29 protein-coding genes are annotated in these 26,616 nt (G+C 71.5%); 11 read left to right on the plus strand and 18 right to left on the minus strand.

The window, feature by feature from the left end; translation table 11 throughout:
- Nucleotide 1: 1 nt before the first annotated feature.
- Nucleotides 2–670, minus strand: a complete 669-nt coding sequence (locus tag ASF35_RS08840; RefSeq protein WP_055965628.1) for a hypothetical protein — start codon at nucleotides 668–670, stop codon at nucleotides 2–4.
- A gap of 143 nt (nucleotides 671–813) precedes the next feature.
- Here ASF35_RS08840 and ASF35_RS17710 point away from each other — a divergent pair, with 143 nt between their 5' ends.
- A complete protein-coding gene (locus ASF35_RS17710; protein WP_082495412.1) occupies nucleotides 814–2,115 on the plus strand; it encodes a DUF2786 domain-containing protein in 1,302 nt (433 codons plus the stop codon).
- 57 nt (nucleotides 2,116–2,172) lie between these two features.
- Here the strand turns inward: ASF35_RS17710 and ASF35_RS08850 are convergent, their stop codons facing one another.
- Both ASF35_RS08850 and glnA read right to left on the minus strand, forming a co-directional pair.
- Entirely contained in the window at nucleotides 2,173–2,427 is a 255-nt protein-coding gene (locus tag ASF35_RS08850) for a WhiB family transcriptional regulator (protein WP_055965630.1), read from the minus strand.
- A 241-nt stretch (nucleotides 2,428–2,668) separates the two neighbouring features.
- Nucleotides 2,669–4,090, minus strand: a complete 1,422-nt coding sequence (gene glnA, locus ASF35_RS08855) for a type I glutamate--ammonia ligase (protein WP_055965632.1) — start codon at nucleotides 4,088–4,090, stop codon at nucleotides 2,669–2,671.
- A gap of 199 nt (nucleotides 4,091–4,289) precedes the next feature.
- Between glnA and ASF35_RS08860 the strand changes: the two genes are divergently transcribed.
- Nucleotides 4,290–4,673: an RDD family protein gene (locus ASF35_RS08860; protein ID WP_055965635.1), complete on the plus strand. Its 384-nt coding sequence runs from the start codon at nucleotides 4,290–4,292 to the stop codon at nucleotides 4,671–4,673.
- 15 nt (nucleotides 4,674–4,688) lie between these two features.
- Here ASF35_RS08860 and ASF35_RS08865 read toward each other — a convergent pair whose 3' ends face one another.
- Genes ASF35_RS08865 through lipA form a run of 3 tightly spaced genes read right to left on the minus strand, consistent with a single transcriptional unit; the run spans nucleotide 4,689 to nucleotide 6,705 of the window.
- A complete protein-coding gene (locus ASF35_RS08865; protein ID WP_055965637.1) occupies nucleotides 4,689–5,042 on the minus strand; it encodes a hypothetical protein in 354 nt (117 codons plus the stop codon).
- The gene (locus ASF35_RS08870; RefSeq protein WP_055965639.1) at nucleotides 5,042–5,746 is read right to left on the minus strand and encodes a DUF4191 domain-containing protein; all 705 of its coding nucleotides are present in this window, start codon (nucleotides 5,744–5,746) and stop codon (nucleotides 5,042–5,044) included. The genes ASF35_RS08865 and ASF35_RS08870 overlap by 1 nt, the downstream gene beginning before the upstream one ends.
- Before the next feature lie 20 nt (nucleotides 5,747–5,766).
- The gene (lipA, locus tag ASF35_RS08875) at nucleotides 5,767–6,705 is read right to left on the minus strand and encodes a lipoyl synthase (RefSeq protein WP_200931749.1); all 939 of its coding nucleotides are present in this window, start codon (nucleotides 6,703–6,705) and stop codon (nucleotides 5,767–5,769) included.
- A 106-nt stretch (nucleotides 6,706–6,811) separates the two neighbouring features.
- Here lipA and ASF35_RS08880 point away from each other — a divergent pair, with 106 nt between their 5' ends.
- The 4 genes from ASF35_RS08880 (at nucleotide 6,812) to ASF35_RS08895 (ending at nucleotide 10,936) form a co-directional block, all read left to right on the plus strand.
- The gene (locus ASF35_RS08880; RefSeq protein WP_156367990.1) at nucleotides 6,812–8,083 is read left to right on the plus strand and encodes a sensor histidine kinase; all 1,272 of its coding nucleotides are present in this window, start codon (nucleotides 6,812–6,814) and stop codon (nucleotides 8,081–8,083) included.
- Complete coding sequence (locus ASF35_RS08885; RefSeq protein ID WP_055965644.1) at nucleotides 8,080–8,733, plus strand: response regulator transcription factor; 654 nt, start codon at nucleotides 8,080–8,082, stop codon at nucleotides 8,731–8,733. Before ASF35_RS08880 ends, ASF35_RS08885 begins: the two co-directional genes overlap by 4 nt.
- Before the next feature lie 134 nt (nucleotides 8,734–8,867).
- Nucleotides 8,868–9,746 (plus strand): ABC transporter ATP-binding protein, encoded by an 879-nt coding sequence (locus ASF35_RS08890; RefSeq protein WP_055965646.1) that lies wholly within the window; start codon nucleotides 8,868–8,870, stop codon nucleotides 9,744–9,746.
- Nucleotides 9,743–10,936, plus strand: a complete 1,194-nt coding sequence (locus ASF35_RS08895; protein ID WP_055965648.1) for an ABC transporter permease — start codon at nucleotides 9,743–9,745, stop codon at nucleotides 10,934–10,936. The genes ASF35_RS08890 and ASF35_RS08895 overlap by 4 nt, the downstream gene beginning before the upstream one ends.
- Nucleotides 10,937–10,947: 11 nt before the next feature.
- On the opposite strand, the gene lipB is transcribed toward ASF35_RS08895, so the two are convergent.
- Nucleotides 10,948–11,661 carry a lipoyl(octanoyl) transferase LipB gene (gene lipB / locus ASF35_RS08900; protein WP_055965650.1) on the minus strand — a complete coding sequence of 238 codons (714 nt, stop codon included), beginning with the start codon at nucleotides 11,659–11,661 and terminating at the stop codon, nucleotides 10,948–10,950.
- A 74-nt stretch (nucleotides 11,662–11,735) separates the two neighbouring features.
- Here lipB and ASF35_RS08905 point away from each other — a divergent pair, with 74 nt between their 5' ends.
- Nucleotides 11,736–12,161: a hypothetical protein gene (locus ASF35_RS08905; protein WP_055965652.1), complete on the plus strand. Its 426-nt coding sequence runs from the start codon at nucleotides 11,736–11,738 to the stop codon at nucleotides 12,159–12,161.
- On the opposite strand, the gene ASF35_RS08910 is transcribed toward ASF35_RS08905, so the two are convergent.
- Genes ASF35_RS08910 through lpdA form a run of 4 tightly spaced genes read right to left on the minus strand, consistent with a single transcriptional unit; the run spans nucleotide 12,153 to nucleotide 16,933 of the window.
- Complete coding sequence (locus ASF35_RS08910; protein ID WP_055966453.1) at nucleotides 12,153–12,659, minus strand: DinB family protein; 507 nt, start codon at nucleotides 12,657–12,659, stop codon at nucleotides 12,153–12,155. The two genes, ASF35_RS08905 and ASF35_RS08910, sit on opposite strands and share 9 nt — an antisense overlap.
- Complete coding sequence (locus ASF35_RS08915; RefSeq protein ID WP_082495413.1) at nucleotides 12,649–13,554, minus strand: TIGR01777 family oxidoreductase; 906 nt, start codon at nucleotides 13,552–13,554, stop codon at nucleotides 12,649–12,651. Before ASF35_RS08915 ends, ASF35_RS08910 begins: the two co-directional genes overlap by 11 nt.
- Before the next feature lie 9 nt (nucleotides 13,555–13,563).
- On the minus strand, nucleotides 13,564–15,486 hold the full coding sequence (gene sucB, locus ASF35_RS08920; protein ID WP_055965654.1) for a 2-oxoglutarate dehydrogenase, E2 component, dihydrolipoamide succinyltransferase: 1,923 nt from the start codon (nucleotides 15,484–15,486) through the stop codon (nucleotides 13,564–13,566).
- Nucleotides 15,487–15,505: 19 nt separating this feature from the next.
- Nucleotides 15,506–16,933 (minus strand): dihydrolipoyl dehydrogenase, encoded by a 1,428-nt coding sequence (gene lpdA, locus ASF35_RS08925; RefSeq protein ID WP_156366909.1) that lies wholly within the window; start codon nucleotides 16,931–16,933, stop codon nucleotides 15,506–15,508.
- A gap of 149 nt (nucleotides 16,934–17,082) precedes the next feature.
- Between lpdA and ASF35_RS18335 the strand changes: the two genes are divergently transcribed.
- Complete coding sequence (locus ASF35_RS18335) at nucleotides 17,083–17,685, plus strand: hypothetical protein (protein ID WP_200914511.1); 603 nt, start codon at nucleotides 17,083–17,085, stop codon at nucleotides 17,683–17,685.
- A gap of 10 nt (nucleotides 17,686–17,695) precedes the next feature.
- Here ASF35_RS18335 and ASF35_RS08935 read toward each other — a convergent pair whose 3' ends face one another.
- From ASF35_RS08935 to ASF35_RS08945, 3 genes are read right to left on the minus strand one after another with little or no spacing between them, the layout of a single operon-like run.
- A complete protein-coding gene (locus ASF35_RS08935) occupies nucleotides 17,696–18,145 on the minus strand; it encodes an ASCH domain-containing protein (protein ID WP_200914512.1) in 450 nt (149 codons plus the stop codon).
- Nucleotides 18,142–19,563, minus strand: coding sequence for a serine hydrolase (locus ASF35_RS08940; protein ID WP_235499123.1), 1,422 nt, complete (start codon nucleotides 19,561–19,563; stop codon nucleotides 18,142–18,144). The genes ASF35_RS08935 and ASF35_RS08940 overlap by 4 nt, the downstream gene beginning before the upstream one ends.
- Complete coding sequence (locus ASF35_RS08945; RefSeq protein ID WP_235499124.1) at nucleotides 19,556–21,025, minus strand: leucyl aminopeptidase; 1,470 nt, start codon at nucleotides 21,023–21,025, stop codon at nucleotides 19,556–19,558. Before ASF35_RS08945 ends, ASF35_RS08940 begins: the two co-directional genes overlap by 8 nt.
- 63 nt (nucleotides 21,026–21,088) lie before the next feature.
- Between ASF35_RS08945 and gcvT the strand changes: the two genes are divergently transcribed.
- Together gcvT and ASF35_RS08955 are read left to right on the plus strand one after the other, a co-directional pair.
- Nucleotides 21,089–22,204, plus strand: a complete 1,116-nt coding sequence (gene gcvT, locus ASF35_RS08950) for a glycine cleavage system aminomethyltransferase GcvT (RefSeq protein WP_055965657.1) — start codon at nucleotides 21,089–21,091, stop codon at nucleotides 22,202–22,204.
- A 78-nt stretch (nucleotides 22,205–22,282) separates the two neighbouring features.
- Nucleotides 22,283–22,477 carry a hypothetical protein gene (locus ASF35_RS08955; RefSeq protein WP_055965659.1) on the plus strand — a complete coding sequence of 65 codons (195 nt, stop codon included), beginning with the start codon at nucleotides 22,283–22,285 and terminating at the stop codon, nucleotides 22,475–22,477.
- A 48-nt stretch (nucleotides 22,478–22,525) separates the two neighbouring features.
- Here ASF35_RS08955 and ASF35_RS08960 read toward each other — a convergent pair whose 3' ends face one another.
- Nucleotides 22,526–23,512 (minus strand): YafY family protein, encoded by a 987-nt coding sequence (locus ASF35_RS08960; protein WP_055965661.1) that lies wholly within the window; start codon nucleotides 23,510–23,512, stop codon nucleotides 22,526–22,528.
- Nucleotides 23,513–23,612: 100 nt separating this feature from the next.
- On the opposite strand from ASF35_RS08960, the gene ASF35_RS08965 reads away from it, so the two are divergent.
- Nucleotides 23,613–24,068, plus strand: coding sequence for a VOC family protein (locus tag ASF35_RS08965; RefSeq protein WP_055965663.1), 456 nt, complete (start codon nucleotides 23,613–23,615; stop codon nucleotides 24,066–24,068).
- A 31-nt stretch (nucleotides 24,069–24,099) separates the two neighbouring features.
- Here the strand turns inward: ASF35_RS08965 and ASF35_RS08970 are convergent, their stop codons facing one another.
- The 3 genes from ASF35_RS08970 to ASF35_RS08980 are packed head-to-tail and all read right to left on the minus strand — an operon-like array spanning nucleotide 24,100 to nucleotide 26,515.
- Nucleotides 24,100–24,666: a DUF3043 domain-containing protein gene (locus tag ASF35_RS08970; protein WP_055965665.1), complete on the minus strand. Its 567-nt coding sequence runs from the start codon at nucleotides 24,664–24,666 to the stop codon at nucleotides 24,100–24,102.
- 33 nt (nucleotides 24,667–24,699) lie between these two features.
- Nucleotides 24,700–25,308, minus strand: coding sequence for a hypothetical protein (locus ASF35_RS08975; RefSeq protein WP_055965667.1), 609 nt, complete (start codon nucleotides 25,306–25,308; stop codon nucleotides 24,700–24,702).
- Nucleotides 25,298–26,515, minus strand: a complete 1,218-nt coding sequence (locus ASF35_RS08980; RefSeq protein WP_162237355.1) for an SGNH/GDSL hydrolase family protein — start codon at nucleotides 26,513–26,515, stop codon at nucleotides 25,298–25,300. The genes ASF35_RS08975 and ASF35_RS08980 overlap by 11 nt, the downstream gene beginning before the upstream one ends.
- Nucleotides 26,516–26,616: the final 101 nt, after the last annotated feature.

Consider the following 26,616-nt stretch of genomic DNA (forward strand, 5'->3'; position numbering starts at 1 on the left):
GTCAGGGAGCGGATGACGGCTCGGGCTCGGCCGCAGGGGTTGAGGCGGAGGTCGTGGGCGTCGGCTCGGGGTCGAGGTTGGTCCCGCACTCGGGGTAGGTGCCGGGCGGCTCGGCGCACGGCCAGAAGATGAGGGTGACGGTCACGCGCACCGTCTCGCCGGGTTCGACGGTGACCACCTTCGCCTGCGACCGGTCGCCCTCGACCGGGTTGGTCTGGCCGTACCAGGCCGACTCCCAGTCGTCGTCGTCCGACCCGGCGCTGACGACGTAGCGGCCTGGGGCGACGCCCTTCAGGGTCCACGACGGACGGTCATTGCCCATGCCGCTGTCGTAGCGCTGGCCGGTGTCGACGTTCGTGGCAGCCACGCCGCTCTCGATCGGACGCTCCCCGGTGGACGTGGCGACGGTGACCACGATCGTGCCGGTCGATGCGCCGCCGGTGCTGGTCTGGTCCGCGCCGGAAGGGTCGTCGGAGGCCTTGACGTCGTCGGTCGGGCTCGCCGAAGCCGTGGGTGTGGTCGACGTGGTCGGGGTCGCCGTCGTGTCCTTCTCGTCCGACCCGCCTGAGGTGAGCGCGAAGGCCGTCCCGGTGCCGAGCGCCAGCACGAGGACCGCACCGACCACGGCGCCCAACCGGGCGCGGCTGCTCATCTGGTTCCACCACGTCATCGTTCGTCCCCCCTCGCGCGGACGGTGTCGTCCACGGCACCGAGTCCACCACCACGTGGGAAGAATGTCCAGGAACATCGTGCGTGCTGTCGAGACCTGGGTCGTCGACCACCGTGTCGGAGCCACCTGGCACCGTTCACGACATGAGCGATCCCGAGCAGGCCGGCACCTACGCCGCCGAAGACCTCGTGGCTGAGTGGCTCGACGCCGTCTCGTCCGACGACGGCACCGTGCAGGTCCGGCTGAACCGCGGTGGCGGGGCCCGGTGGGTCACGTTCACGCCCGAGCCCGAACCGCGATTCACGCGCCCGTCGGAGGTGCAGCGGTTCGTCGACGCCGCCGGCGAGCGGCTCCGCGCGCAGACCAAGCAGTTCGGCTCGGCGTACCGCGGGCGGGAGGGCAAGGAGGTGCGCGTCATCGCGCACTCGGGCAAGGGACGCGCGTCGTACCGCGACGGCACCATCTGGCTGCCGCAGCGCGAACGCGGGGGAGCGTGGGCTCTGCGTGCTTTGGTCGTGGCGCACGAGCTGGCGCACCACCTCAACACCGGCCTCGACGGCGCGATCATCGACGAGCACGGCGCCGGGTTCCGAGCCACGTTCGTGCAGCTGCTCGAGGACCTCGGGTGGAGCGAGGTCGCGGCGATGCTGCGCGCCGCGTACACCGAGGTCGGCGTGGACCGCCCCGAGGGCGTCGACGACGGCATGGTCGCGAAGGTCGGCAAGCTGCTGCGCCACGCCGAGGGCGCTTCCACCGAGGCCGAGCGCGACGCCTTCCTGGCGAAGGCCCAGGAGCTGGCCACCACGCACTCGATCGAGCTGACGCTCGCGCGCGCCGGGGCCCGCGAGGGTGAGGCGGCGGCGCAGCCGACCTTCGAGACGGTGCGCCTCGGGCACAGTGGACAGCGCTCGAACGTCCGGTACGTGAGCCTGATGATCGCGGTGTCCCGCGCCAACGACCTGCGTTGCACGATCCGCGGCGACAACACCGGCGTCACTCTGTTCGGCTTCGCCACCGACATCGAGGTGGCCAAGACGCTCTACGCCTCGCTCGTCATCCAGATGGTCACCGACGGCGACGCCTACCTCCGCTCCGGCGCCCACAAGCCGGTGCACGGCAGCACCGCACGGGCGGCGTTCTACGCGGGGTGGACGGAGCGCATCGGCGAGCGCCTGCACGAGGCGCAGTCCCGTGCACAGCTCGAGGCCGGCGCCGCCACGGAACGCGTCGACGACGCCACGGGTGAGGTCTCGCTCGCCAAGGTCCCGGCGCTCATCGCGAAGGATGTCGAGGTCGAGGACTACTACGGCTACATGCTCCGCCAGCACGGCGTCCGCGGCACCTGGCGCGGCGGCTCGCAGGTCCGTGACGTCGGCTCCGTCGTCCGCGGCATGAAGGCCGCCGACCGCGCCCGCCTGGGGCGAGCGGGGGAGATCTCCGCCTGACCGCTCGCCGGTCTCGGCCCGACTCGAACGGATCGACGACGCGACCGTGCGGACGAGCTAGGCAGCGAGCCTCAGGAGGTCGCGCCACGCCGTCACGTCGGGTCGCCGGCGCAGCATCTGCCGCCGCTCGCGCTCCGTGGCCCCTCCCCAGACGCCCCACTCGATGCGGTTGTCGAGCGCCTCGGCCAGGCACGCCGCCTTCACGTCACACCCGTTGCAGATGCGCTTGGCAATGTTCTGCTCCGCGCCCTTGACGAACAGATCGTCCGTCGCCGTACAGGCGGCTCGCGTCGCCCAGTTCTCGTCCCACATCTTCGTACCCCCCGATCGGCCTTCTGACGGGGATGAGACGGGCGGCTTGCCGGGACGTGACGCGATGGCGGACTCATTGTTCTGTCGCGATGAGCTGTCGAGCCGGGGCCGTCTTGCGGCGGGGTGCCAGCGGTCCGCACACGCAACGACCCCTGCCCGCGCAACGCGTCTCCGCGCCGCAGGACAGGGGTCGTTGTCGACCGTCGAGAGGTGGCTCAGTCGTGCTCAGCCACCCCGTCGATCAGATGTCGTAGTACAGCTCGAACTCGTGCGGGTGCGGACGCAGCTGGACCGGGAGGATCTCCTCGGTGCGCTTGTAGTCGATCCACGTCTCGATGAGGTCGGGCGTGAACACGTCGCCCTGGGTCAGGAACTCGTGGTCCTGCTCCAGGTTGTCGAGCACCGCGTTGAGCGACGTCGGGACCATGTCGATCTCGTTGTACTCCTCCGGCGGCAGCTCGTAGATGTTCTTGTCGATCGGGGCCGGCGGCTCGATCTTGTTCTTGATGCCGTCGATGCCGGCCATCATCAGGGCCGAGAACGCCAGGTACGGGTTGCTCGACGGGTCGGGGCAGCGGAACTCGATGCGCTTGGCCTTCGGGTTCGAGCCGGTGATCGGGATGCGGACGCAGGCCGAACGGTTGCGGGCCGAGTAGACCAGCGCGATCGGGGCCTCGAAGCCCGGGACCAGACGGTGGTAGCTGTTCACCGAGGGGTTGGTGAACGCCAGCAGCGACGGGGCGTGCTTCAGGATGCCGCCGATGTAGTGGCGCGCCAGGTCGGACAGTCCGCCGTAGCCGGCCTCGTCGTAGAACAGCGGCGAGCCGTCCTTCCAGATCGACTGGTGCACGTGCATGCCCGAGCCGTTGTCGCCGAAGATCGGCTTCGGCATGAAGGTCACCGTCTTGTCCGCGGCCCAGGCCGTGTTGCGGACGATGTACTTGAACTTCATGACGTCGTCGGCTGCCTTGAGCAGCGTGTCGAACTTGTAGTTGATCTCGCCCTGGCCGGCGGTCCCGACCTCGTGGTGGCCACGCTCGAGGACGAGGCCCGCGTCGGCGAGGTTGGACATCATGTCGTTGCGCAGGTCGGCCGTCTGGTCGGTCGGCGCGACGGGGAAGTAGCCGCCCTTGTAGCGGACCTTGTAGCCACGGTTGTCCGTCAGGTCCCCACCGGTCGACCAGGCCGACTCCAGCGACGTGATCTCGTAGAACGACTTGTTGGCGCTCGTGCCGAAGTTGACGCGGTCGAAGATGTAGAACTCGGCCTCGGGGGCGAAGAAGGCGGTGTCGCCGATGCCCGTGGTGGCCAGGTACGCCTCGGCCTTGCGGGCGATGTTGCGGGGGTCGCGCGAGTACGCCTCGCCCGTGATCGGGTCGTGGACGAAGAACTCCATCGCGAGCGTCTTGCGTGCCTTGAACGGGTCGAGGTAGGCCGTGCCGAAGTCGGGGAACAGCACCATGTCGGACTGGTCGATGCTCTGGAAGCCGCGGATCGACGAGCCGTCGAAGGCCACACCGTTCTCGGCGGCGTCGGCGTCGAACGTCCACGCCGGCAGCGTCACCTGCTGCTGGATGCCGGGCAGGTCGGTGAAGCGGACGTCGAGGTACTCGACGCCTTCGTCCTTGACGTACTTGAAGAACTCGTCGGCATTGCCGAACATGGGGCCTCCTCGGCCACGCGTGGGTGGCCAGATCGTCGATGTGGCGGGAGCGGCGCCTCGGCGTCCGCGTCACCGACGCTAGGCAGCGGCAGTTTCCCGGTCGTCACTCCATTGTTTCCGGCATGTTACAAGTCCCTGTGACACGTGAACCAGCGGTGACGGCCTCAGTGGCTCGGGCCGGGCCGATAGGCTCAGCGACGTGTACGACGTCTCGTTCGGCCGCCGCCTGGTCTCGCTCCTCATCGACTGGGCCGTCGCGACGCTGAGCGTCGTGGCCGTCACCCGCACGCCGCTGGCGGGGGAGGGGGCGGTCAGCTCGTTCTACACGCTCGGCGTGTTCTTCCTCGAGGTCACGCTGCTCACCGGCACGCTCGGCTTCTCGATCGGCAAGCGGATCATGAGCATCGGCGTCGTCGGCCCCGACGGCCGCCCCATCGGGGTGCCGAGGGCCGCGCTGCGCACCGCGCTGCTGTGCCTCGTGGTCCCGGCGCTCATCCAGAACGAGGACCAGCGCGGGCTGCACGAGATCGTGTCGGGCTCGCGGGTCGCACGTCGCACCCCGCCGTCCGCGTCGCGCACCTGAGCGTGCGCGCCTGACCTACTGGTCGAGGTCGGCGCGGTTGCGCTCCACGGAGACCGCGCGGTCGCCCTCGAAGCAGAAGCGCGCCACGCCGCGGTAGGACTCGCGGTACGACGTCTTGGCGTAGAGGCACTGCGCACCGGACGGGACGGGTGCGCCGCCCTCGTCGAGGAAGGTCTGCGCCAGCTCGTCGTCGTCGGTCGCGCCCCGGTCCTTCGCCGTCTCGGGCGTCAGCTGGTCGCCACGCGCCTCGAGGGAGCGGTACGTCTGCGCCGACATCTCACCGGGGGTCGCACTGCCCCCGCACCCGGCCAGCACGGCCGCAGCCGCGAGAGCGGTGGCCAGGCCCCGCAAGCGCGTCGAGCGGTGCATCAACCGCGCATCGCCCGGCGCGCACCCTTCATGCTCGTGGGCACGGGCCCACGCGGCATGGGTGCGGTCGGACGCATGGCGTCGAGCGCCTTGAGCTTGTTGATGATCGCCGTCTGCTCGGCCGGCTTGACCGACTTCGGCATCTTGCGCAGGTGCTTGACCAGCTTGGGCAGCGGCACCTCGCCGTCGCCACGGCCCACGACGACCTCGATCACCGGGACGTCGTCGCCGACGATGCGCACGTGCTTCTTGCGCTCGGCCGCGAGCAGGCTGCGCACGCGCGAGCCGTTGCCCTCGCCCACGAGGACGATGCCCGGGCGACCGATCACGCGGTGCATGACGTCCTGGTTCTTGGTGAACCCGGCAGCAGGCTTGACGTTCCAGCCGCGCTTCATCATCTGCAGCGCACCGGCGGCGGCACCGGGCTGGCCCTCCACCTGGGCGTAGGCGGCCTTCTCGGCGCGGCGGCCGAAGACCGCCAGCAGCGCGAGGATGCCGATGAGGATCGAGAAGACGACCGTGATGATCGTCCCGAACAGGCCCGTGCCCAGCACGAGCACACCGAGGATCGCGGTCACACCGGCGCCGATCAGGAACGTCAGCAGCAGGATCAACCCGATGTTGCGGTCGTTCTGCTTGGTGATCGTGTACGCCTGGCGCAGCTGGGCCAGGCGTCCCTTCGGTGGCGCGGCGGGGTTGGACATGACCCCATCCTACGATGCGGCTACGCGACGCCGTCCGTGTGGCGGAGCACGACCTCGCCCGTGGTCTGACGCTTCTCGACGGCCTGCTGGTACAGGCGGCCGGCGCGGTACGACGAGCGCACGAGCGGGCCGGACATGACGCCGGCGAAGCCGATCTCGTCGGCCTCGTCCTTGAGCTCCACGAACTCCTCGGGCTTGACCCAGCGCTCCACGGGGTGGTGGCGCGGGCTGGGCCGCAGGTACTGCGTGATGGTGATCAGGTCGCAGCCGGCATCGTGCAGGTCGCGCAGCGCCTGCGAGACCTCCTCGCGGGTCTCGCCCATGCCGAGGATCAGGTTGCTCTTGGTGACCAGCCCGTAGTCGCGCGCCTGCGTGATGACGCCGAGCGACCGCTCGTACGTGAACGCCGGACGGATCCGCTTGAAGATGCGCGGCACGGTCTCGACGTTGTGCGCGAGCACCTCGGGACGGGAGTCGAAGACCTGCTCGAGCAGGTCGGGCTTGCCGTTGAAGTCGGGGATGAGGTTCTCGACACCGGTGCCCGGGTTCAGCTCGTGGATCTTGCGCACCGTCTCGGCGTACAGCCACGCGCCGCCGTCGGGAAGGTCGTCGCGCGCCACACCGGTGATGGTCGAGTAGCGGAGCTGCATCTTCTGCACGCTCTCGGCCACGCGACGCGGCTCGTCGAGGTCCAGGGCGGACGGCTTGCCGGTGTCGATCTGGCAGAAGTCGCACCGCCGCGTGCACTGCTCGCCGCCGATGAGGAAGGTGGCCTCGCGGTCCTCCCAGCACTCGAAGATGTTGGGGCAGCCGGCCTCTTGGCAGACCGTGTGGAGCCCCTCGCCCTTCACGAGCTTCATCAGCTCGTTGTACTCCGGCCCCATCTTGGCGCGGGTCTTGATCCACTCGGGCTTCTTCTCGATGGGGGTCTGCGCGTTGCGGACCTCGAGCCTGAGCATCTTGCGGCCTTCGGGTGCGATCGTCACGCCCTCCACAGTACGCCGCCGACCCAGCCCCATCTCGTCCGCGGGGCTACGCACGCGTAGCACTGGGTAGGGTCGCGGCGTGGGGAGACTCGACCGCTCGTGGACGCGTCCGCGACCGACCCGTGCCCAGGTGCGCACCGACGTCCTGGTCGGTCTCGTCGCCGCCATCGTCAGCGTCGCGTCGGTCGAGGTCTTCGCCAGCGCGTCCGGTGCCTCCACGGGCTGGAAGGGCATCGAGGCCTACGTGTGGTTCGGGATCTGCGGCCTCGCCCTGTGCGGTCGCCGACGCTTCCCCATCACGGTGCTGCTCGTCGTGTCGGCCGTCTTCATCGTCATCGGCGAGCGGCTGCTGGAGCTCGGGGTCGTGTTCACCGTCCAGATGACGCTCTTCGCCGCCCTCTACGCCGCGTGGGCGTGGTCGCGGCGGCCGAGAGCCTTGTGGGCGGTGACCGGGCTGGTCCTGGTCGGCATGTTCGGCTGGTTGGTGTGGTCGCTGAACAACGGGACCATGGGGCCTCTCGGCGAGCAGACCGGGTTGCTCCCCCCGAAGGTGGCGCTCGTCGTCTACAGCCTGGCCATCAACGTCGCATACTTCTTCGGTGCCATCGCGTGGGGGCAGTCGGCCTACCTCAGCGCACGCCGCAGCGCCCTCGTCGAGGACCAGCGCGAGCGCGAGCGCGCCGTGCAGGGTCTCGAGCAGCAGCAGGCGGTCCAGGCCGAACGCGTCCGCATCGCCCGCGACCTGCACGACGTCGTGGCGCACCACGTCAGTGGCATCGGGGTCCAGGCGGCCGGAGCCGGGCGGCTCCTCGAGGCCCGCCCGGAGCGGGCCCGCGAGGCGCTCACCTCCATCGAGACGTCGTCGCGGCAGGCGGTGTCCCAGATGCACCAGATCGTCGGGCTGCTGCGGTCCGCCGAGGAGGCCGGTCCCGCCGACCGCGGCCCGCAGCCGGGGATCGCCGACATCGAGGCGCTCGCCGTCACGACCGAACGCCCCGCCGTCGTGGTCGACGTCGTGGGCGCGCCGTTCCCCGTCCCCGACACCGTGGGGCTGTCGCTCTACCGCGTGGCCCAGGAGGCGCTCAGCAACGTGCGGCGCCACTCGGGGGCGCCGTCGGCAAGGATCACGCTGCGGTACCTCACAGACTCGGGCGAGCGTCCGGCCGTCGAGGTCGAGGTGCTCGACGACGGTCCCACCCGCACCGCCCCCGACGAGGCCTCGGGCGGCTTCGGTCTCGACGGCATCCGCGAGCGCGCCGCCATGCACGGCGGCATCGCCGACATCGGCCCACGACCCACGGGCGGGTACCGCGTCCGGGTCCGCATCCCCGTCGACCAGGAGGACGCATGAGCGACCAGACCACCCGGGTGCTGCTGGTGGACGACCAGGAGCTCATCCGCGCCGGGTTCTCGATGATCCTCGAGGTCGAGACCGACATCGAGGTCGTCGGCGAGGCGCGCGACGGCGACGAGGCGCTGCGCCAGGTCGCGGCGCTGAAGCCCGACGTCGTGCTCATGGACGTGCAGATGCCCGGCACCGACGGCATCACCGCCACCGCCCGCATCGCGCAGGACCACCCCGACACGCGCGTGCTCATCCTCACCACCTTCGACGACGACGAGTACCTGTTCGCCGCCCTGCAGGCCGGTGCCAGTGGGTTCCTGCTGAAGAACTGCCCGCCCGAGGACCTGGTGAGCGCCATCGGGCTCGCCGCCCAGGGTCACGCGCTCCTCGCCCCCGAGGTGACCCAGCGCGTCATCGCCCGCTCCACCGGCCGGTCGCGGGGCGACGCGAGCGTGCTCGACGACCTCACCGAGCGCGAGCGCGACGTCCTGAAGGCTCTTGGACGCGGGCTTAGCAACGCCGAGATCGCGGCCGAGATGTTCGTCAGCGGCGCCACCGTGAAGTCGCACGTCTCGCGCATCCTCACCAAGCTCGGCGCCCGCGACCGCGTGCAGGCGGTCATCGTCGCGTTCGAGTCGGGGTTGATGGACGACTGAGTCGGGCCTGCTTCCCGGGAAGAGCCGTCCGGTGAGGCGACCGCCTGACGACGCCTCCACGTAGCCGCGTGGGGGAGGGACATGTGGCCGCGCGGCCGATGCGCCACCGCCCTTCGGATCCCTAGCGTGGACGCATGATCACCGTCGAGAAGCTCACCAGACGCTATGGGGACACCACCGTCGTCGACGACGTGTCCTTCCAGGTCCGACCGGGGCGCACCACGGGATTCGTGGGGGCCAACGGCGCGGGCAAGACCACGACCATGCGCATGATCATGGGCGTGCTCGCACCCAGCGCGGGGGAGGTGCTCTGGAACGGCGAGCCCGTGACGGCGGAGGTGCGCCGCTCCTTCGGCTACATGCCCGAGGAGCGTGGCCTCTACCCACGCATGAAGCTGCGCGACCAGCTCGTGTACTTCGCCCGGCTGCACGGCATGACCCCCGACGAGGGGCGTAGCCGCACCGACGAGCTGCTCGGCCACTTCGGCCTCGAGAGCCGCGCCGACGACCTGCTCGACGAGCTGTCGCTCGGCAACCAGCAGCGCATCCAGATCGCTGCCTCCCTCGTCCACCGGCCCGCAGCCCTCGTGCTCGACGAGCCGTTCAGCGGTCTCGACCCGCTGGCCGTCGACTCCATGGTCGACCTGCTCCAGCGTGAGGCGGGCGACCTGCCCCTGCTGTTCTCCAGCCACCAGCTCGACCTCGTCGAGCGCCTCTGTGACGACCTCGTCATCCTGTCCGGCGGTCGCCTCGTCGCCGCCGGCCCCGTCGAGGAGCTCCGTGGGCGCGGCGCCGACCGCTATCGCGTGGTCCTCGACGGCGAGGACGCCGCCTGGCTCCGCGACCTGCGTGGCGTCGTCGTCCGCGACGTCGACGGCCCGACCGCCCTGCTCGACCTCGACGGCCTCACCGCGCCCGAGCTCGTCCGCCACGTGGGGGAGCGCAGCGCCGTGATCGAGATCGCCCGCGACCACCAGCCCCTCTCCGAGATCTTCAAGGAGTCCGTCCGATGAGCACCTCCAGCCCGCGCGGCACGCGCAACCTCTGGCGCGTCGTCGCCCAGCGAGAGATCACCACCCGCGTGTGGGAGAAGTCGTTCCTGATCACCACGGTCCTGTCCTTCGTCATCATCCTGGGCGGCATCATCGGTGCCGACTTCTTCCAGGGACGCGACCAGGACCGCACCGTCGCCGTCGTGGACCCGGCCGCCGCCGAGGTGGTCGACGCCGCGTCGGCGGTCGCGACCAACCTCGACGACCGCGTGACGATCAAGGCCGACCGGGTCGACGACGCCAGGGCGGCCGAGCGTCTGGTCGAGGACGGGGACGCCGACGCGGCGCTCCTGGCCACCAACGACGGCTACGAGGTCGTGGGCGACCGCGACGTCGACTCCACCGTCTCCCAGGCCCTCGAGATCGCCGTGTCCTCGCAGGCGCTGGAGAGCAACGCCGCCGCGCAGGAGGTCGACCTGAGCGCCCTGCAGTCCGGGACGACCACGCAGGAGCGTCTGCTCGACCCCGCGTCGAAGGACGCGGGCCTGCGGCAGGCGGCCGCCTTCGGCTTCATCCTGCTGTTCTTCCTGACGGCGATCGGCTTCGGCATGGCCATCGCAGGCAGCGTGACGCAGGAGAAGGAGAGCCGCGTCGTGGAGATCCTCGCCGCCGCCGTCCCGATCCGGCAGCTGCTGTGGGGCAAGATCGCCGGCAGCACCGTGCTGGCGATCGGGCAGATCGTCCTGTTCGTCGCCGCCGCGGCGATCGGGCTCGCGGTCACGGGCCAGCTGTCCGGGCTCGAGGTCGTGGCCCCGGCGATGATCAGCTACATCGGCTTCTTCGTGATCGGCTTCGCCGCGCTGGCGAGCCTCTGGGCCGTCGCCGGCTCCCTGGCGTCGCGCCAGCAGGACCTGCAGTCGACCACCATGCCCGCGCAGATGCTGCTGATGGTGCCGTACTTCGTGTACTTCTTCGCCGGGGACGCGGTCAAGGAGGTCCTGTCGATGGTCCCGATCATCTCCACGATGCTCATGCCGGCGCGGATGGCCGAAGGAGCGGTCCCGGCCTGGCAGATCGCGCTCGCGCTCGGCGGCACGATCGTGGTCGCCGCGGTCATGGTCCGGGTCGGGGCCGCCGTCTACGAGCGGACCCTGCTGCGCACCGGGGACAAGATCTCCTACCGCGAGGCGCTGGCCAGCTCCGACGCCTGAGTCGTCAGCGGCTAGCCGGGCAGGCCGAGCACGGGCACCTCCGGGGGGTGCCCGTGCTCGGCCGTCTGCAGGTCCGGCGACGGCGTGTAGGGCTCCCACGCGAGCAGGTCCACCAGGTGCGGGCGGACGGCCGCCGCGGCCTCGGGGACGGTCACGTCGCGCCCGAGCTCCTTCGACAGCGTGGTGACCCCGGCGTCGGCGATGCCGCAGGGGACGAACCGGTCGTACCAGTCGAGGTCGACGTCGGCGTTGAGCGAGAAGCCGTGCATCGTGACGCCGCGGGTCACGCGGATGCCGATCGCCGCGACCTTGCGCTCCGGGCCACGGGCGTCGGCCGCGAGCCACACGCCCGAGCGGCCCTGGACCCGACCGGCCGCGACGCCGAGGTCGGCGACCGCGCGGATGAGGGCCTCCTCCACGCGCCGGACGTAGTCGACGACGAGCACGTGCGACGGGAGCTTCGTGATCGGGTACCCGACCAGCTGGCCCGGGCCGTGGAAGGTGATCTTGCCGCCGCGGTCGACGTCGACGACGGGGGTGCCGTCGAACGGACGCTCGTGCGGCTCGGTGCGCTTGCCGGCCGTGTAGACGGGCGGGTGCTCGAGGAAGAGGGCGGTGTCGTCGATCTCGCCGGCCACGCGCTGGGCGTGCAGCTCGCGCTGCAGCTCCCATGCCGCCTCGTAGTCCAGAGCGCGCTCGCCGTACCAGTCGTCGATGATCTCCATGGTCACGCCTCCTACGGTAGCCCGCCTGTGGACACGCGTTCGACCCTCGTGACCGCGCCGGACACGCTGCGGGGATGACTGCGTGGTTCGCTGCCCTCGTCACCTGGTGGGGCACCCTGCTCGGGCCGGGCGACACCGCCGAGGAGTGCCTGCTGCTCGGTCGTCTCGACGCCGAGCGTGCGCAGGCGTTCGTGCACGCCGACGTCGACCGGCTCGCTGCGGTCTACGCGTCCGACGGCCTGCGCGAGCGCGACGTCGAGGTGCTGGAGGACTACGCCGAGCGCTCGCTGCGGCTCGAGGGCATGGCGCAGCTGCGGTCGTCGTGCCGGGTGGTCGAGCGCGACGACGACCGCGTCGTCCTCGACGTGGTCGACCGCCTCGGGCCCACGAGGGCCGTGAACGCGGGCGGGGCCGTGCCGCTGCCGACGGACGAGCCCACCCGACGTCGGGTCACCCTCGAGGAGACCGCGAGCGGCTGGCGGGTCGTGGCCTCACGCTGACGCGTCCTCGCCCACCGCGCCGTCGACGAGCTCGCGCACCACGTCGAGATGACCCGCGTGCCGGGCGTACTCCTGCAGCACGTGGAAGCCGATGGCGTGCAACGTGGGCGGGTCCGCGTCGAAGCGACCACCGAGAGCTGCTCGTGCGTCGAGCGGGTGCTCGCGCAGCACGGACTCGGTGCGCACCGCGCCCGCCTCGAGCCGTGCGAGCAGCGACTCCGGCGAGTCCGTGGTCGACCAGCGTCCGTCCGGTCCCTGGTCGCCCCAGGGGTCTGGCAGCGGCTCGCCGAGGAAGCCCCACACGAACCACCGTCGCTCCATGTGCACGAGGTGCGACAGGAGCTCGAGCGGCGTCCAGCCCGACGGCAGCACGGTCGTGCGGAGCGCGTCCGGCTCGAGACCGTCGAGCTTGCGCCGGACGTCGGCCCGGAAGAAGGCGAGGTACCGGACCAGCGACCCAGCGGTGTCGGGGTGCGTCCCGGTGGGCTTAGGAAGCACGGTCGTCGGCGAGTGCCGACGCGAGTGCACTGCGCAGGTCGGGGTCCTCGAAGACGAACCCGGCCGCCTGCAGGGCGGCGGGCACCATGCGCAGCGAGCCCAGCAGGTCGTCGGACAGCGCTCCGAGCGCCATCTTCAGTGCGGGCGCCGGGGCGACGAGGAACGTCGGCCGGCCCAGGGCGTCGCCGAGGGCGTCGGTGAACTCCGCGTTGGTGGGGGCGTCGGGCAGGGAGAGGTTGACGGGGCCGGAGAGGTCGTCGCGCTCGAGCAGGAACGCCACGGCCCGGACCCAGTCGCGCCGCGACATGACCGACATGCGCTGCGTGCCCTTGCCCAGCCGCGGACCCAGCCCCGCCTTGAACGGCAGCAGCATGGGGCCGAGCAGGCCGCCCTCGTCGTCGAGGGGCAGGCCGGTGCGCAGCAGGCAGACCCGCTGCCCGGCCTGGACGGCAGGCTCGGCGGCGGCCTCCCACGCGACGCACAGGTCGGCGAGGAAGCCGTCGCCGTGGGCAGCGCCCTCGGTGAGCGGCTCCTGACCACGGTCGGCGCCGTAGATCCCCATGGCCGAGCCCGACAGCAGCACGGTGGGGGAGTCGGAGGCGGCCACGGCCTTGGCCAGCGTGGTGGTGGCGTCGACGCGCGACGACCACAGCTCCTTCTTGTAGGAGCTGGTGCGCGGCCACCGGGCGATGGACGCCCCGGACAGGTTGACGACCGCGTCGGCCCGGTCGATCAGCACCTGGTCGACCCGACCCTGGCTCGGGTCCCACAGGGAGGCGTCCGGGCCGGGGCTTCCCGACCGGACGAGGCGGGTCACCTGGTGACCCTCGTCCCGCAGGTGCGAGACGAGGGCCGAGCCCAGGAAGCCCGAGGCACCGCCGATGACGACGTGCATGTCAGCCGATCACAGCTCGCCCTCGAACGAGCCGCTCTGCAGCCGCTCCTTGACCGCGGTCAGGAACCGGCCGGCGTCGGCACCGTCGATGAGGCGGTGGTCGTAGGTGAGTGCGAGGTAGGCCATGCTGCGCACCGCGATGCTGTCGCTGCCCTGCGCGTCGGTGATGACGACCGGACGCTTGACCACGGCACCGACACCCAGGATCGCGACCTGCGGCTGGTTGATGATCGGCGTGTCGAACAGGGCGCCGTTGCTGCCCAGGTTCGTGATCGAGAACGTGCCACCGGAGAGCTCGTCGGGCGAGATCTTGTTGGTGCGCGTGCGCTCCGCGACGTCGGCGATCTTGCGGGCGAGGCCTGCGATCGAGAGGTCGCCGGCGTCCTTGATCGTCGGCACGAGCAGACCGCGCTCGGTGTCGACCGCGATGCCCAGGTGCTCACCGGACGGGTAGGTCACGGTGCCCTCCTCGAGGTCGAGGGCGGCGTTGAGCGTCGGGTGGGCCTTGAGCGCCTCGACGACGGCCTTCGCGAAGAACGGCAGGAACGTCAGCTTGACGCCCTCGCGCTCGAGGAACGCGTTCTTGTGCTTGGCGCGCAGTCGCGCGATCTCGGTGACGTCGACCTCGTGCACCTGCGTGAGCTGGGCCGAGATCTGCAGCGACTCGGTGAGCCGCGAGGCGATGACCTTGCGCAGACGGCTGACCTTCTCGGTCTTGCCGCGCAGGGGCGACGGCTCGGTCGAGGCGGCGGCCGCCGCGGGTGCCGAAGCGGCCGCAGGCGCCTGCTCCGCGGGCTTGCTCTGCTCCTCGGCCTTCTTGGCCGCGTCGAGCACGTCCTGCTTGCGGATGCGACCGCCCACGCCACTGCCGGTGACGGCGGCGAGGTCGACGCCGTGCTCCTTGGCCAGCTTGCGCACGATCGGCGTCACGTAGGTGTCGCCGCCGCTCTGGGTCGAGGCACCGGAGCTCTGCTGCGGGGCGTCCTTCGTCGGCTCGGGGCGGGCCTCGTTCTCGGGGTGGGCCTGCTTCTCCGGCTCTGCGGTCGGGGCGGGTGCGCTGGAGCCCGAGTCGGACTTCGCGACCTCGTCGGCCTTCTCCGGCTGGCTCTTCTCGGCCTCGGCGGCCTCCTCGAGCTCCTCGGCCTTCTGCGGGTCCTCTGCGGGGTCGGTCTCGCCGGAGTCGGCCGGAGCCTCGTCCTTCGACGAGCCGGAGTCGCCACCGGACGAACCGGCCGCGGAGGCGTCGCCGACGATGGCGAGCACGGCACCCACCTCGACGGTCTCGTCCTCGTCGACCTTGATCTCGAGGATCGTGCCGGCGACCGGGGAGGGGATCTCGGTGTCGACCTTGTCGGTGGAGATCTCGAGCAGGGGCTCGTCGACCTCGACGGTGTCGCCGACGGCCTTCAGCCACGTGGTGACGGTGCCCTCGGTGACGCTCTCGCCGAGCTCGGGCAGCTTGACCTCGGTGCCCTCGCCGGTCTGGTTCGTCTCCAGGTGGGGCTCCTCGCCGTCCTGGTTGGTGGGCGTGCCGTCGGACTCGCGGGCCGGCTCCTCGCCGGGCTGCTCGGCCCGTGCCTGGTCGTCGGACGAGCCCTCGTCGTCGGAGGAACCCTCCTCGACGTCGGCGTCCTCGGTGTCCTCCGGCTCGGCGGGCGCCTCGTCGGAACCACCGTCGTCCGACGGGCTCTCGTCGGCGTCACCGATCACGGCGAGGTCGGCGCCGACCTCGACGGTCTCGTCCTCCTCGACCTTGATCTCGAGGATGGTGCCGGCGACGGGGGAGGGGATCTCCGTGTCGACCTTGTCGGTGGAGATCTCCAGCAGGGGCTCGTCGACCTCGACGGTGTCGCCGACGGCCTTGAGCCACGTGGTGACGGTGCCCTCGGTGACGCTCTCGCCGAGCTCGGGAAGGGTGACGGTCGTTGCCATGGTGTCGTCCTCGTTCGGGTCAGGCGTGCGAGTGGAGGGGCTTGCCGGCCAGGGCGAGTGCAGCCTCGCCGAGAGCCTCGTTCTGCGTGGGGTGCGCGTGGATCAGCTGCGCGACGTCCTCGGGGTAGGCCTCCCAGTTGACGATCAGCGAGGCCTCACCGACCTGCTCGCCGTAGCGGGCGCCGATCATGTGGACGCCGACGATCGGGCCGTCCTTCTCGCGCACCAGCTTGATGACGCCGGCGGTGCCGAGGATCTGGCTCTTGCCGTTGCCGCCGAGGTTGTACTCGACGGTCTCGACGTTGTCGTCGCCGTACTTCTCCTTGGCCTGCGGCTCGGTGATGCCCACCGAGGCGAGCTCGGGGTCGCAGTAGGTGACGCGCGGGATGCCCGGGTCGAGCACGGGCTGGGGGTTGAGGCCGGCGATCTCCTCGGCCACGAAGATGCCGTGGGCGAAGCCGCGGTGGGCCAGCTGGAGACCGGGCACGAGGTCACCCACGGCGTAGACGCCGTCGACGTTGGTGTGCAGGCGCTCGTCGGTGGGCACCCAGCCGCGGTCGACGGTGACGCCGACCTCCTCGAAGCCGTTGCCGTTGCCGTTCGGGCCTCGGCCGACCGCCACGAGGACGAGGTCGGTCTCGATGGTCTTGCCGTCCTCGAGGGTCACGATCACGCCGGAGTCGGTCTGCTCGACACCGGAGAACTTGGTGCCGGTCTTGAAGGCGATCTTGCGCTTGCGGAACGCGCGCTCGAGGTTCTTCGAGAGCGTCGGGTCCTCGAGGGGCACGAGCGTGGGAAGGGCCTCGATGATCGTGACGTCGGCCCCGAAGGACTTCCAGACGGAGGCGAACTCGACGCCGATGACGCTGCCGCCGATGATCACGACACGCTCGGGGACCTCGCTCATCGTGAGGGCCTCCTCGCTCGTGACGACGCGACCGCCGATCTCGAGACCGGGCAGGCTGCGGGCGTAGGAGCCGGTCGCCAGCACGACGTTCTTGCCGGTGTACCGCTGGCCGTCGACCTCGACGGTGTCCTTGGCGACGAGCACGCCCTCACCCTCGACGACCGTGATGCCGCCGGACTTGATGAGGCCCTGCAGACCCTTGTAGAGACGGTCGATGACGCCGTCCTTGTAGGCGTTGACGGCGGCCATGTCGATGCCCTCGAACGTGGCCTTGACGCCGTAGTTCTCGCTGTGGCGGGTCTCGTCGGCGACCTCGGCCGAGTGCAGGAGCGCCTTGGTGGGGATGCAGCCGTTGTGCAGGCAGGTTCCCCCGACCTTGCCCTTCTCGACCAGCGCGACGCTGAGGCCGAGCTGCACCGCGCGGAGGGCGCAGGCGTAGCCGCCGCTGCCGCCGCCCAGGATGACGATGTCGAAGGTGTTCTGGTCGCCCGGGCTGTCCGCCACAGTGTCCTCCCGCGTGGATGAGTCGTTCTCCGTCATCTTGTCACCCTCGCGTGCGACCGCACCACGGGGGGAGCGACCGGCGAGTAGGTTGCGGCGTGACCCGTGGGGCGCCGCCCGGCGACCTGCCGCGCGGGTCGCTGCGCGATTCTCCCGGTCGTCCACCAGTCGTCGGGCAGAATGTCGCCATGGCTCTGTTCGGCCGCCGACGCGGCAGCTCCGATCGTCGCGCGACGCGTGACGACATGGCCACGCTGCGCGCCTGGGCGGGGGAGCGTGACGGCGTCGAGGCGTACGTCGAGCCGCGCACGTCGTTCAACGAGCCGACGGTCGTCCTCGTGGCGTCGGACGGTGAGTCCATCCGCCGTCGGGTCGAGTCGCCCAAGGCGGCCGCCGACCTCGCCCGCAAGCTGGCGATCCCCGTCTACGACGCCAACCGGGTGGGGTACCCGCAGCGCATGCGCGACTACGCCGTGCGCAAGCAGGCCCGCGACACCGGTCGGGCGCGCTCGTCCGCGCCGGGCCCGCGTCGCTCCACGCCCGGTGGCTCCACGGCGCCGGCGCCGTCGGGCCCGCGTCCGCTCTCGCCGCGCGAGCGCGACGCGATCGCCACCCTCCAGGTGTCGGCCGACGTCACGGGCGACGCCACCGTCCGCCCCGACGACGAGGTGCTCCGTCGCTGGTGGAAGCAGGCGCGTGCCCGCTCCCACCCCGACCGCCGCGGTGGCGACCGCAGCGAGTGGGACGAGGTCGAGCAGGCCGCCCGCACCCTCGGCCTCGCCGGCGACTGACCCGCACGCCTCAGTCGGCGTGCTCGGGGGGCCAGACGACCGTGAACCGCTCGAAGACGACCTCGACGTGGTCGACATCGGCGTCGTCGGCCAGCCCGAGTCCGCGCGCCACGTAGCGGCGGTGCTCCCGCAGCCAGGAGTCACGGGTGCGGTCGTCCTCGCCCTCGTCCCATGCGAAGACGTCGTCGACGGAGTCGAGCCGTCCCGAGCGCACGTCGGTGGTGCGCAGCACGACGCGTGACCGCCCGGAGCCGTCCTCCACCACCCAGTGGCCGCCCAGCACGACGGGCTCGTCGGGGTCGGGCAGTCCGCAGGTGGCCCGCTTCGGGCCGTGGAGCACGTAGTCGAGGAGCCGGTCCGCCATCGCGGCCGAGCTGCCGAACGGTCCGACGGCGGGCACCTCGTCGCGGTGCTGCGGGTGCGCGGCGACGTAGGCGGCCCAGAGCGGATCGTCGCTCACGACCAGCCCGCCTCGTCGAGCCCGCCCGGGACCTCGACGTCGGGCGACGCGTCGTACGGGGTCCGGGTGAACGCGAACGTGGCGAGGTCCAGCTGGACGGGTCGGCCGTCGGCGTCGCGGCGCACCGTGAGCCGCTCGTTCTCGTAGTAGCCCTCGAGACCGACCCACGCACCGTCGGCGGCGGAGGCGAAGCGCGCACCGCGGCCCTGCCCGGGCTCGCCGAGGACGAGCCGGTCCCCGTCGAGCCGGACGGTGTAGCGGGACGTCCCCCAGAACCAGTCACCCACGAGGTCGAGCCTCTCCCGCTGGGCAGTCGCACGGCGCCACGGCGCCGAGGCGACCGGCTCGCGATCGCGCACGAGGTCCAGCAGGTCGGTCCCGACCGGGCCCAGCCCCGAGGTGGTGTTGGCCAGCACCACGACGCCGTCGCCTGACTCGACGTCGACGCGCAGCGAGGCCAGGAAGCCCGGCATGGATCCGCCGTGGCCGACGTACCGGCGGCCCGCGACGTTCCAGACCTGCCACCCGAGCGCGTGGGCGCCTGTCCACGGCTGTCCGGTGACGTCGCTCACCGCGACGGGCCGGAGCATCTCGCGCAGCGTGGCGTCATCGAGCAGCCCGGCGGTGTGGCCGGCGGCGAAGGCGGCCCACCGGGCCAGGTCCTCGGCGCTGGACCAGAGCTGGCCGGCCGGGGCCAGGGCAGCGGCGTCGTGCTCGGGCTCGACGTGCGCCAGGTCGGCGAACGGGTGGACCGCGAGTCCGGGAGCGGCGTCGTCGGTCGGCCGGTGGCTGGTGGCCACCATGCCGAGGGGATCGAGCAGGTCCTCGTGCACGGTGTCGTGCCAGGGCCGACCCCGCAGCCGTGAGACGAGCTCGCCGAGCACGCCGAAGCCGGTGTTGGAGTAGTGGAAGCGGGTGCCGGGCGTGAACAGCAGGCGCGGTCCCGACGCCAGCAGCTCGTCCCAGGCCTGGCCGGGCGTCCGCTCCCACCACGGTCCGTTGGTCTCGGCCTGCAGGCCCGACGTGTGGCTCAGGAGCTGGGCGACCGTGACCGGTAGGTCGGTGCCGCTCGCCGCCCGGGGCCCGGCACCCCCGCCGAGCTCCGGCAGGTGGTTGCCGATCCGGTCGTTCAGGTCGAGCAGGCCGGCGTCGCGCAGCTGCAGCACCTGGGTGCCGACGAACGTCTTGGTGATGGACCCGATCCGGTACTGGGTCTGCGGCGTGGCGAGCGGGGAGTCCGCCGTGCCGTCGAGGTGGCCGGCCGCACCGCTCCACACCACCGCACCTCCGCGCACGACGGCCGCCGTGACCGAGGGGACGCGGCGGCGGACCTGCTCCTCGGCGAGGCGGGCGTCGAGCGCACGACGGGTGCCCTCCAGCAGTGGTCCGTCGTCGGTGGCGGGTCGGTCCTCAGGCACCGGCGGCGACCAGGTCGCTCGCCAGACGCACGAGCGTGCGGACCGACACCCCGGTCCCGCCCGACGGCGTGTAGCCGTGCTCGGCGCCGTCGTTGAACGACGGACCGGCGATGTCCAGGTGCGCCCACGGGGTCTCGCCGACGAACTCGCGCAGGAAGGCGGCCGCGAACAGGGTCCCGCCGTACGGCTTCGGGTTGTGCTGGCGGATGTCGGCGATCTTGGAGGACGTGACGGCGGACTTCATCTCCTCGACGATCGGCAGCGGCCACATCGACTCCCCGGTGGCCTTCGCGGCGTCGAGGACCGACTCGCTCAGCGCGTCGTCGTTGCCGAGCACGCCGCTGGTGCGCTCACCGAGCGCCACGACGCACGCACCGGTCAGCGTCGCGACGTCGATGATGCGGTCGGCGCCGGCCTCCACCGCCAGGGAGAGACCGTCGGCGAGCACGAGGCGACCCTCGGCGTCGGTGTTGTGCACCTCGACGGTGGAGCCGGAGCGCATCGTGAGCACGTCGCCGGGGCGGGTGGCCGAGCCGCTGGGCATGTTCTCGGCGAGGCAGGCGAACGCCGTGACCTTGATCGGCAGCCCGAGCTCGGCGATGGCCAGGGTCGCGGCCACGACCGCAGCCGCGCCCGCCATGTCGATCTTCATGGTCTGCATGCCGGCGCCGCTCTTGATCGAGAGGCCGCCCGAGTCGAAGGTGATGCCCTTGCCCACGAGGGCGAGGTGGGTGACGGGCTTGCGGGGCTCGTAGCTGAGGCGCACCAGCCGGGGCGGCGCGTCGGACCCGGCGCCCACGCCGAGGATGCCGCCGCAGTGCTCCTTCTCGAGGCGCTTCTCGTCCCACACCGAGACCTTGACGGGGGTGCCACCGGCGCGCTCGACGATCTGGTCGGCGAAGGCCGGCGGGCGCAGGTCGCCGGGCGGGGTGTTCACCCAGTCACGCGCCAGGGCCGTGGCGCGGGCCACCACTGCGGCGCGCTCGACGGCGTCGACGACCGTCGACTGGCGGGCGAAGGCGGACAGCACGGTGAGGGTCCGCACGCGATCGTCGTCGGACGTCGGCTTGGTCTTGTAGGCCTCGTAGCGGTAGGAGCCGAGCAGGGCGCCCTCCGCCACGGCCGTGACCTCGTCGCCCTCGGCCGGGTGCAGGGCCAGCGCCACGGACGTGGCCTTGGTGCGGGCCGCCGCACGCACGCCGCTCGCGGCCGCACGGCGCAGCTCCTCCGCATCGGGCTCGGCGCTCAGGCCCACGGCCACCACCGTCGAGACCTTGGCGGCCTCGCCGGCAGGGACGGTGACGACCTGGCCCTTCTCGCCGGTGAAGCCCAGCAGGGCCAGCGTCGAGGCGTGGTCGCCGGCGTCGTCGTCGTTGCGCACGCCCAGCACGAGGACGTCGGCCTTGACCGACGACGGCTTGGCTGTGCTGACCGAGACGTCAGGCAGAAGGGACTCGTTCACGCGCGACGGCGTCGAAGGGGCCATGGATCCCATGTAATCACGCAGGCCGCTAGGTTGAGTCGCATGGACCTGCTCCGCTCGCCGCTGCACGACCACCACGTGGCCCTGGGGGCCAAGATGGCCGAGTTCGGCGGGTGGACGATGCCGCTGGAGTATCCCTCGGAGTCCGGCGGCGGGGTGCTCGCCGAGCACGCGGCCGTGCGGGAGGCTGCGGGCCTGTTCGACGTGAGCCACCTGGGCAAGGCGAGCGTGCGGGGGGCGGGCGCCCTCGACCACGTGAACGCCGTCCTCACCAACGACCTGCGGCGCATCGGCCCCGGACAGGCGCAGTACACGCTCTGCTGCGACGAGACCGGTGGCACGGTCGACGACCTCATCGCCTACGTCCGCAGCGAGTTCGACGTCTTCCTCGTGCCGAACGCCGCGAACACCGCCGCCGTGGTCGCGCAGCTGCAGGCGTCGGCCCCGGAGGGGGTCGAGGTCGTCGACCGGCACCGCGAGCTCGCCGTGCTGGCGGTGCAGGGTCCGTCGAGCGAGGCCGTCCTCGAGGCGGTCGGCGTGCCCGTCGACCACGCGTACATGTCGTTCGTCGAGGCGCCCGTGGGTGGGGCCGAGGCCATCGTGTGCCGCACCGGCTACACCGGCGAGAAGGGCTACGAGCTCGTGGTCCGGGCCGACGACGCCCCCGCGGTGTGGGAGGCGCTCCTGGCGGCCGGCGCGCCGCACGGTCTGCGGCCCTGCGGCCTCGGTGCCCGCGACACGCTCCGAACCGAGATGGGGTATCCGCTGCACGGCCACGAGCTGTCCCTCGAGATCTCGCCGGTCATGGCGCGCGCGGGCTGGGCGGTCGGCTGGGACAAGCCCACGTTCGCCGGCAAGGACGCCCTGACCCGCCAGCGCGAGGAGAAGACCGTTCCCCTGGTGCGCGGCCTCGTCGCCGCAGGACGCGGCATCCCGCGTCCCGGCATGGTCGTGCGGTCCGTCGGCCCCGACGGCGAGCCCGGCGACGTGGTCGGCGAGGTCACGTCGGGCACCTTCTCGCCGACGCTGCGCCAGGGTGTCGGCCTGGCCCTCCTGGACCGGTCCGTCGGCGACGGTGTCGACGTGGTCGTGGAGGTCCGCCGGCGTGCGGAGCGCTTCACGGTGACCAAGCCGCCGTTCGTGACGACCTCGACCTGACGACTTCCGACGCGACACGGGCCGTGGCCTGCGCGACGATGACCGGACCGACTGCTGGACCGAACGAGGAGGACGGCGATGAGCTGGAGCTGGGTGCTGGAGACCGCCGACGGGCAGGACAAGGGCCGGTCGGAGGAGTTCGACAGCCGCGGTGACGCGGAGTCGTGGGTGGGGGAGACGTTCTCCGAGCTGATCGACCAGGGCGTCGACCAGGTCCGTCTGCTCGACGGCGACACCGAGGTCTACGGACCGATGTCGCTGCACAGCGCATAGCCGTCCGCCGCCCGCCGCTCGAGGTGCGCGACGCGTGACCCGGCCGCTTCACGGGTGCGCGGACGCGCCGCCGGCCCGGTCGTAGCGCTCCGCGAGGAGGGCGAAGGCCGAGACCAGCTCCGGCGGACCGACGACGTCCATCGCGGACTCGAACCTCCCGAACCAGGCGGCCAGCGCGCCCCAGGACCAGGAGCCGGTCTCGATGCTGCAGCGGTGGTCGTCGAGTGCGACGAGCACCCCGTCGTCCACGAAGGGGCGTACCTCGTGCACCGGCCGGTGCAGCACGACCGTGCCGCGGCAGGGCCACTCGTCCAGGTCCGACCCCTTGAACCGTGCCGACACGAACGCCTGCACGTCGCCGCCCGGCACGGACCGTGGCCGGAACCGCGGCCCGGTCGGCGTGCGCGGGCCGACGCGGTCGGCGCTGAAGATCCGCCAGTCCTCGCGGTCGAGGTCCCACCCGACGAGGTACCACCGTCCGGAGGAGCTGACCAGGTGGTGCGGCTCGACACGTCGCGCTGCAGGGACGTCGTCACCCGCGTCCGGTGCTCCTCTCGCGACGTAGTCGAAGCGGAGGACCTCGCGATCCCGTATCGCGTTGGCGAGGGTGACGAGGACGTCGACCGCCACGCTCGGGCGTGCCGTGCCCCCGGGTCGGATCGTGGTCACCTGCAGCGCGTCCAGGCGGTGCCGCAGCCGCGCGGGCATCACCTGACGGATCGTGACGAGGGCGCGGACCGCGGCCTCCTCGATGCCGACGCCGGAGGCCGGTGCGGTCTGCAGCGCGACGGCCACCGCGACGGTCTGGTCGTCGTCGAAGAGCAACGGGGGCAGCTCGGAACCGGCAGCGAGCCGGTAGCCGCCGTCCGGACCCGTGGCGGCCTGGATGGTGTAGCCCATCTCACGGAGTCTCTCGACGTCGCGGCGCACCGTGCGGTCGCTGACCTCCAGTCGCGAGGCGAGGAGGGGACCCGGCCAGTCCCGCCGTGCCTGGAGCAGCGACAGCAGACGCAGGAGCCTGGCGGTGGTGGTCACAGGGTCGAGATTACGTGGAGTTCAGGACAGAAGCTGGCCTGAACGGGTGTCACGGTGGGTCCACCGGCCGACGCGGCCGGCCACCACCGAAGGAGAAGACATGACCATCCAGACCGTCACCCACCTGAACTTCCGCGGCGACGCCCGCGCGGCGCTCGAGCTCTACCAGTCCGTGTTCGGCGGCCACCTCGCCATCACCACCTACGCCGACGCCGGCATGCCGGCCGACGCGCCCGGGGCGGGTGCGGTCCTCTTCGGCCTGGTGTCCGCCGACAACGGGTTCCGCGTGATGGGCTACGACGTCCCCGGCCGGACCGAGGGCATGCTCGTCGGCGGAGGCACCACCCGCCGGGAGAACCACACGACGCTCACCGAGCAGGCGGTGTTCGTCTCGGTCGCGTCGGACACCCTCGAGGAGCTCCAGGGCTACTGGGACGACCTCGCGGTGCAGGGCGTCGTCGTCGAGGCGCTCGCGGCCTCGGCCTGGAGCGCAGGGTTCGGCATGCTCACCGACCGGTTCGGCGTCACGTGGAGCTTCAGCGTCGTGCCGTCCTGACCGCGTCGCGGCGGCGCTGCGACCTGGTGGTCTAGTAGCGGTCCCGCAACGGGGCGCCGCGATCGATGGAGACGGCCGGCAGCCGGAAGCGACGCAGCTGGGTGCTGCGCAGCACCGAGTAGCCGACGGCACCCTTCGTGGGGGTGTCCGGGAACCGCTCACGCAGACCGCGCTTGAGGCCGCGGACCATGACCACCTCGTCGAGGATCGTGAGCAGCAGCATGACCGCCCAGGCGTAGAAGACGACGAGCTGGGCCCAGGGCTGGTTGATGAAGCTCAGCACCAGCACGAGCAGCAGGATCGGGAGCAGGTACTCGGCGACGTTGCGACGGCGGTCGACGAAGTCCCGGGCGAAGGCGCGGACCGGTCCGCGGTCACGGGGCGGCAGGTCGGAGCCCTTGCCGGCGCGGAGCGCCTCCTGCTGCCGCTGGCGCAGCTGCGCGCGGGCGTCGCGCTCTCGACGCATCTGCTCCTTGCGCGTCAGGGGCGTCTTCATGGCCTTCTTGCGGGCGGCCTCGGCCTCCTTGCGACTGGGAGTCGCGCGGCCCTTGGCGTTGTTGCTCTGGCGGTCGTCCGGGGCGGCGTTGTCCTGCGTCACGGCGTCACCCTACACAGGACGACCTCGCCCGCCTCACCCCTGCAGGCGGTCGTCCACGTCGCGTGCGATGGTCGCCTGCTCCTGCGTCGGGACCGACGTGTCACCCGTCGCGACGAGGACCACGACGACCTCGGCGCGCCGGAACACGACCACGCGGAACCGGTTGCCGGCGCCGTCGTCGTAGTCCCAGCCCACCTGCTGGTCGCCGAGCCCGTCGAGCTCGTCCTCGGGGACGGGCTCGGTCGTGAACCCCTCCTCCTCGCACGTGGTCCGGACCGCCACGAGAGCGTCGAGGGTGTCGGTGGCGGCCTGCTCGTCCGCGACCATCCCGTACTCGAGCACGGAGCGCGGCAGCCCCTCCTGCTCGTAGTAGGAGACGCGACCCTCCTTGACGTCTGCGGGCTCCGCGGGGACGCCGCAGTAGCGGGGCTTGCCGGGGTTGCCCGAGATGCGCTCGCTGGCCGGCACGCGGACCCAGCCCTTCGGCAGCCCGTCCTCCGGCAGGATCGTGAGGTCGGCGCGCTGGTCGGCGGACGTGCGCTCGGGCGCGGCGGGCGCGTCGCCGCCCGTGCAGCCGCTCACCGTCACCAGGAGGGTGACGGCGAGCAGCGACGCGACGCGGGGGAACGGGTCACGGACCATTGCGGATCGCCTCCTCGAGGATGGCGGCCATCTCCTCGTGTCCTCGGTCGTTGGGGTGGTAGCTGCCGTTCTTGTCGGGCTTGCCGTCGGCGATGCGGACCTCGATGTTGTTCATGCAGGCGTTGGAGGTGCCGATCTCGCACCCGTTGAAGGCGTCGTACATGTCGACGTACTGGAAGGCACCGGGGTTCTCCTCGTTGAGCTCGTTCACGAGGTCCTCGATCTGGCCGTCCATGTCCTCGACCAGGTCGTTGATGGCCAGGATGTCATCGGTGTCGATCTGCGTGCCGTCGCTCCACGCGCTGCCCGGGTCCTCGGGGAAGAAGCGCGGGTAGCCGAGCACCAGGATCCTCGCGTTCGGGGCCTGCTCGCGGATCTGCGGCAGCAGCTCGCGCATGTTCTCGATGGCCTGGGCGATGTTCTCGTCGGCCTCGTCGCGCTCGGACTGGTTGTCGAAGCAGCTGTGGAACGGGTTCATCCCGTCCTTGATGCACTGCTCGAGCGTGTTCGCGAACTTCGCGTCGTTGCCACCGATGGTGAAGGTGACCAGGCTGGTGTCCTCGTCGAGGTTGTCCAGCTGCGCCGGTTCGTCGTCGTTGTCGCTGTTGGGCTCGGTGAAGTCCTCGGTGACGGCACCGGAGCAGGCCGCGAAGGTGTAGCCGCCGGCGAAGTCGAACGTGTCGTTGATCTGCTGGGAGTACGCGCCCTCGGACCGGTGGCACATGTTGTTGTACGGCGCCTCGGTCTGGGTGACCGGGACCTCGACGCAGCCGTACTGGTGGCAGTAGAGCTGCGGCTGGGGATTGCCGTCCTCGTCGAGGTTCTCGTAGTAGTCCTCGGCCTCGGAGGCGTAGTTCTCGTCGGTGTCGGGGTCGTACTCCGAGCCGCCCTCCCCGGAGGAGAAGGAGTCGCCGAGGGCGACGTACTCGCCGGCCTCGGCCTGCTCCTGCGGTGTGAGCGAGGGGTCGAGATAGGTCGGCACCGTCGAGTCGCCGGGCAGGGGCGCGGTGGGCTCCGGCACCTCGCCGCAGTCGCTGCCGCCGGTGATCTCGCAGATCTTGGTGCTGACGGTGGCCCTGATGGGCTCGCTGTTCGCCGTGATGGTCCAGACGATCCCGCCGACCAGGATCGCGGCGAGGACGATGACGCCCACGAGCTCGAGCGAGCCTTGGCCCCGCTCGAAGCGTCGTGGTCGCACTGTCTGCATGGCTCCATGGAAGCGAGACGGGTACCCGGGCGCCCAGGGCCCTGGGACCCAGATGCTCCGCTGCGGCGTCCGTCGGTCGTGCAGCCCCGGTCGTGCACGGT

Origin of the sequence: Aeromicrobium sp. Leaf291, assembly GCF_001423365.1 — a bacterium.
In the GTDB taxonomy this organism is placed as follows: domain Bacteria; phylum Actinomycetota; class Actinomycetes; order Propionibacteriales; family Nocardioidaceae; genus Aeromicrobium.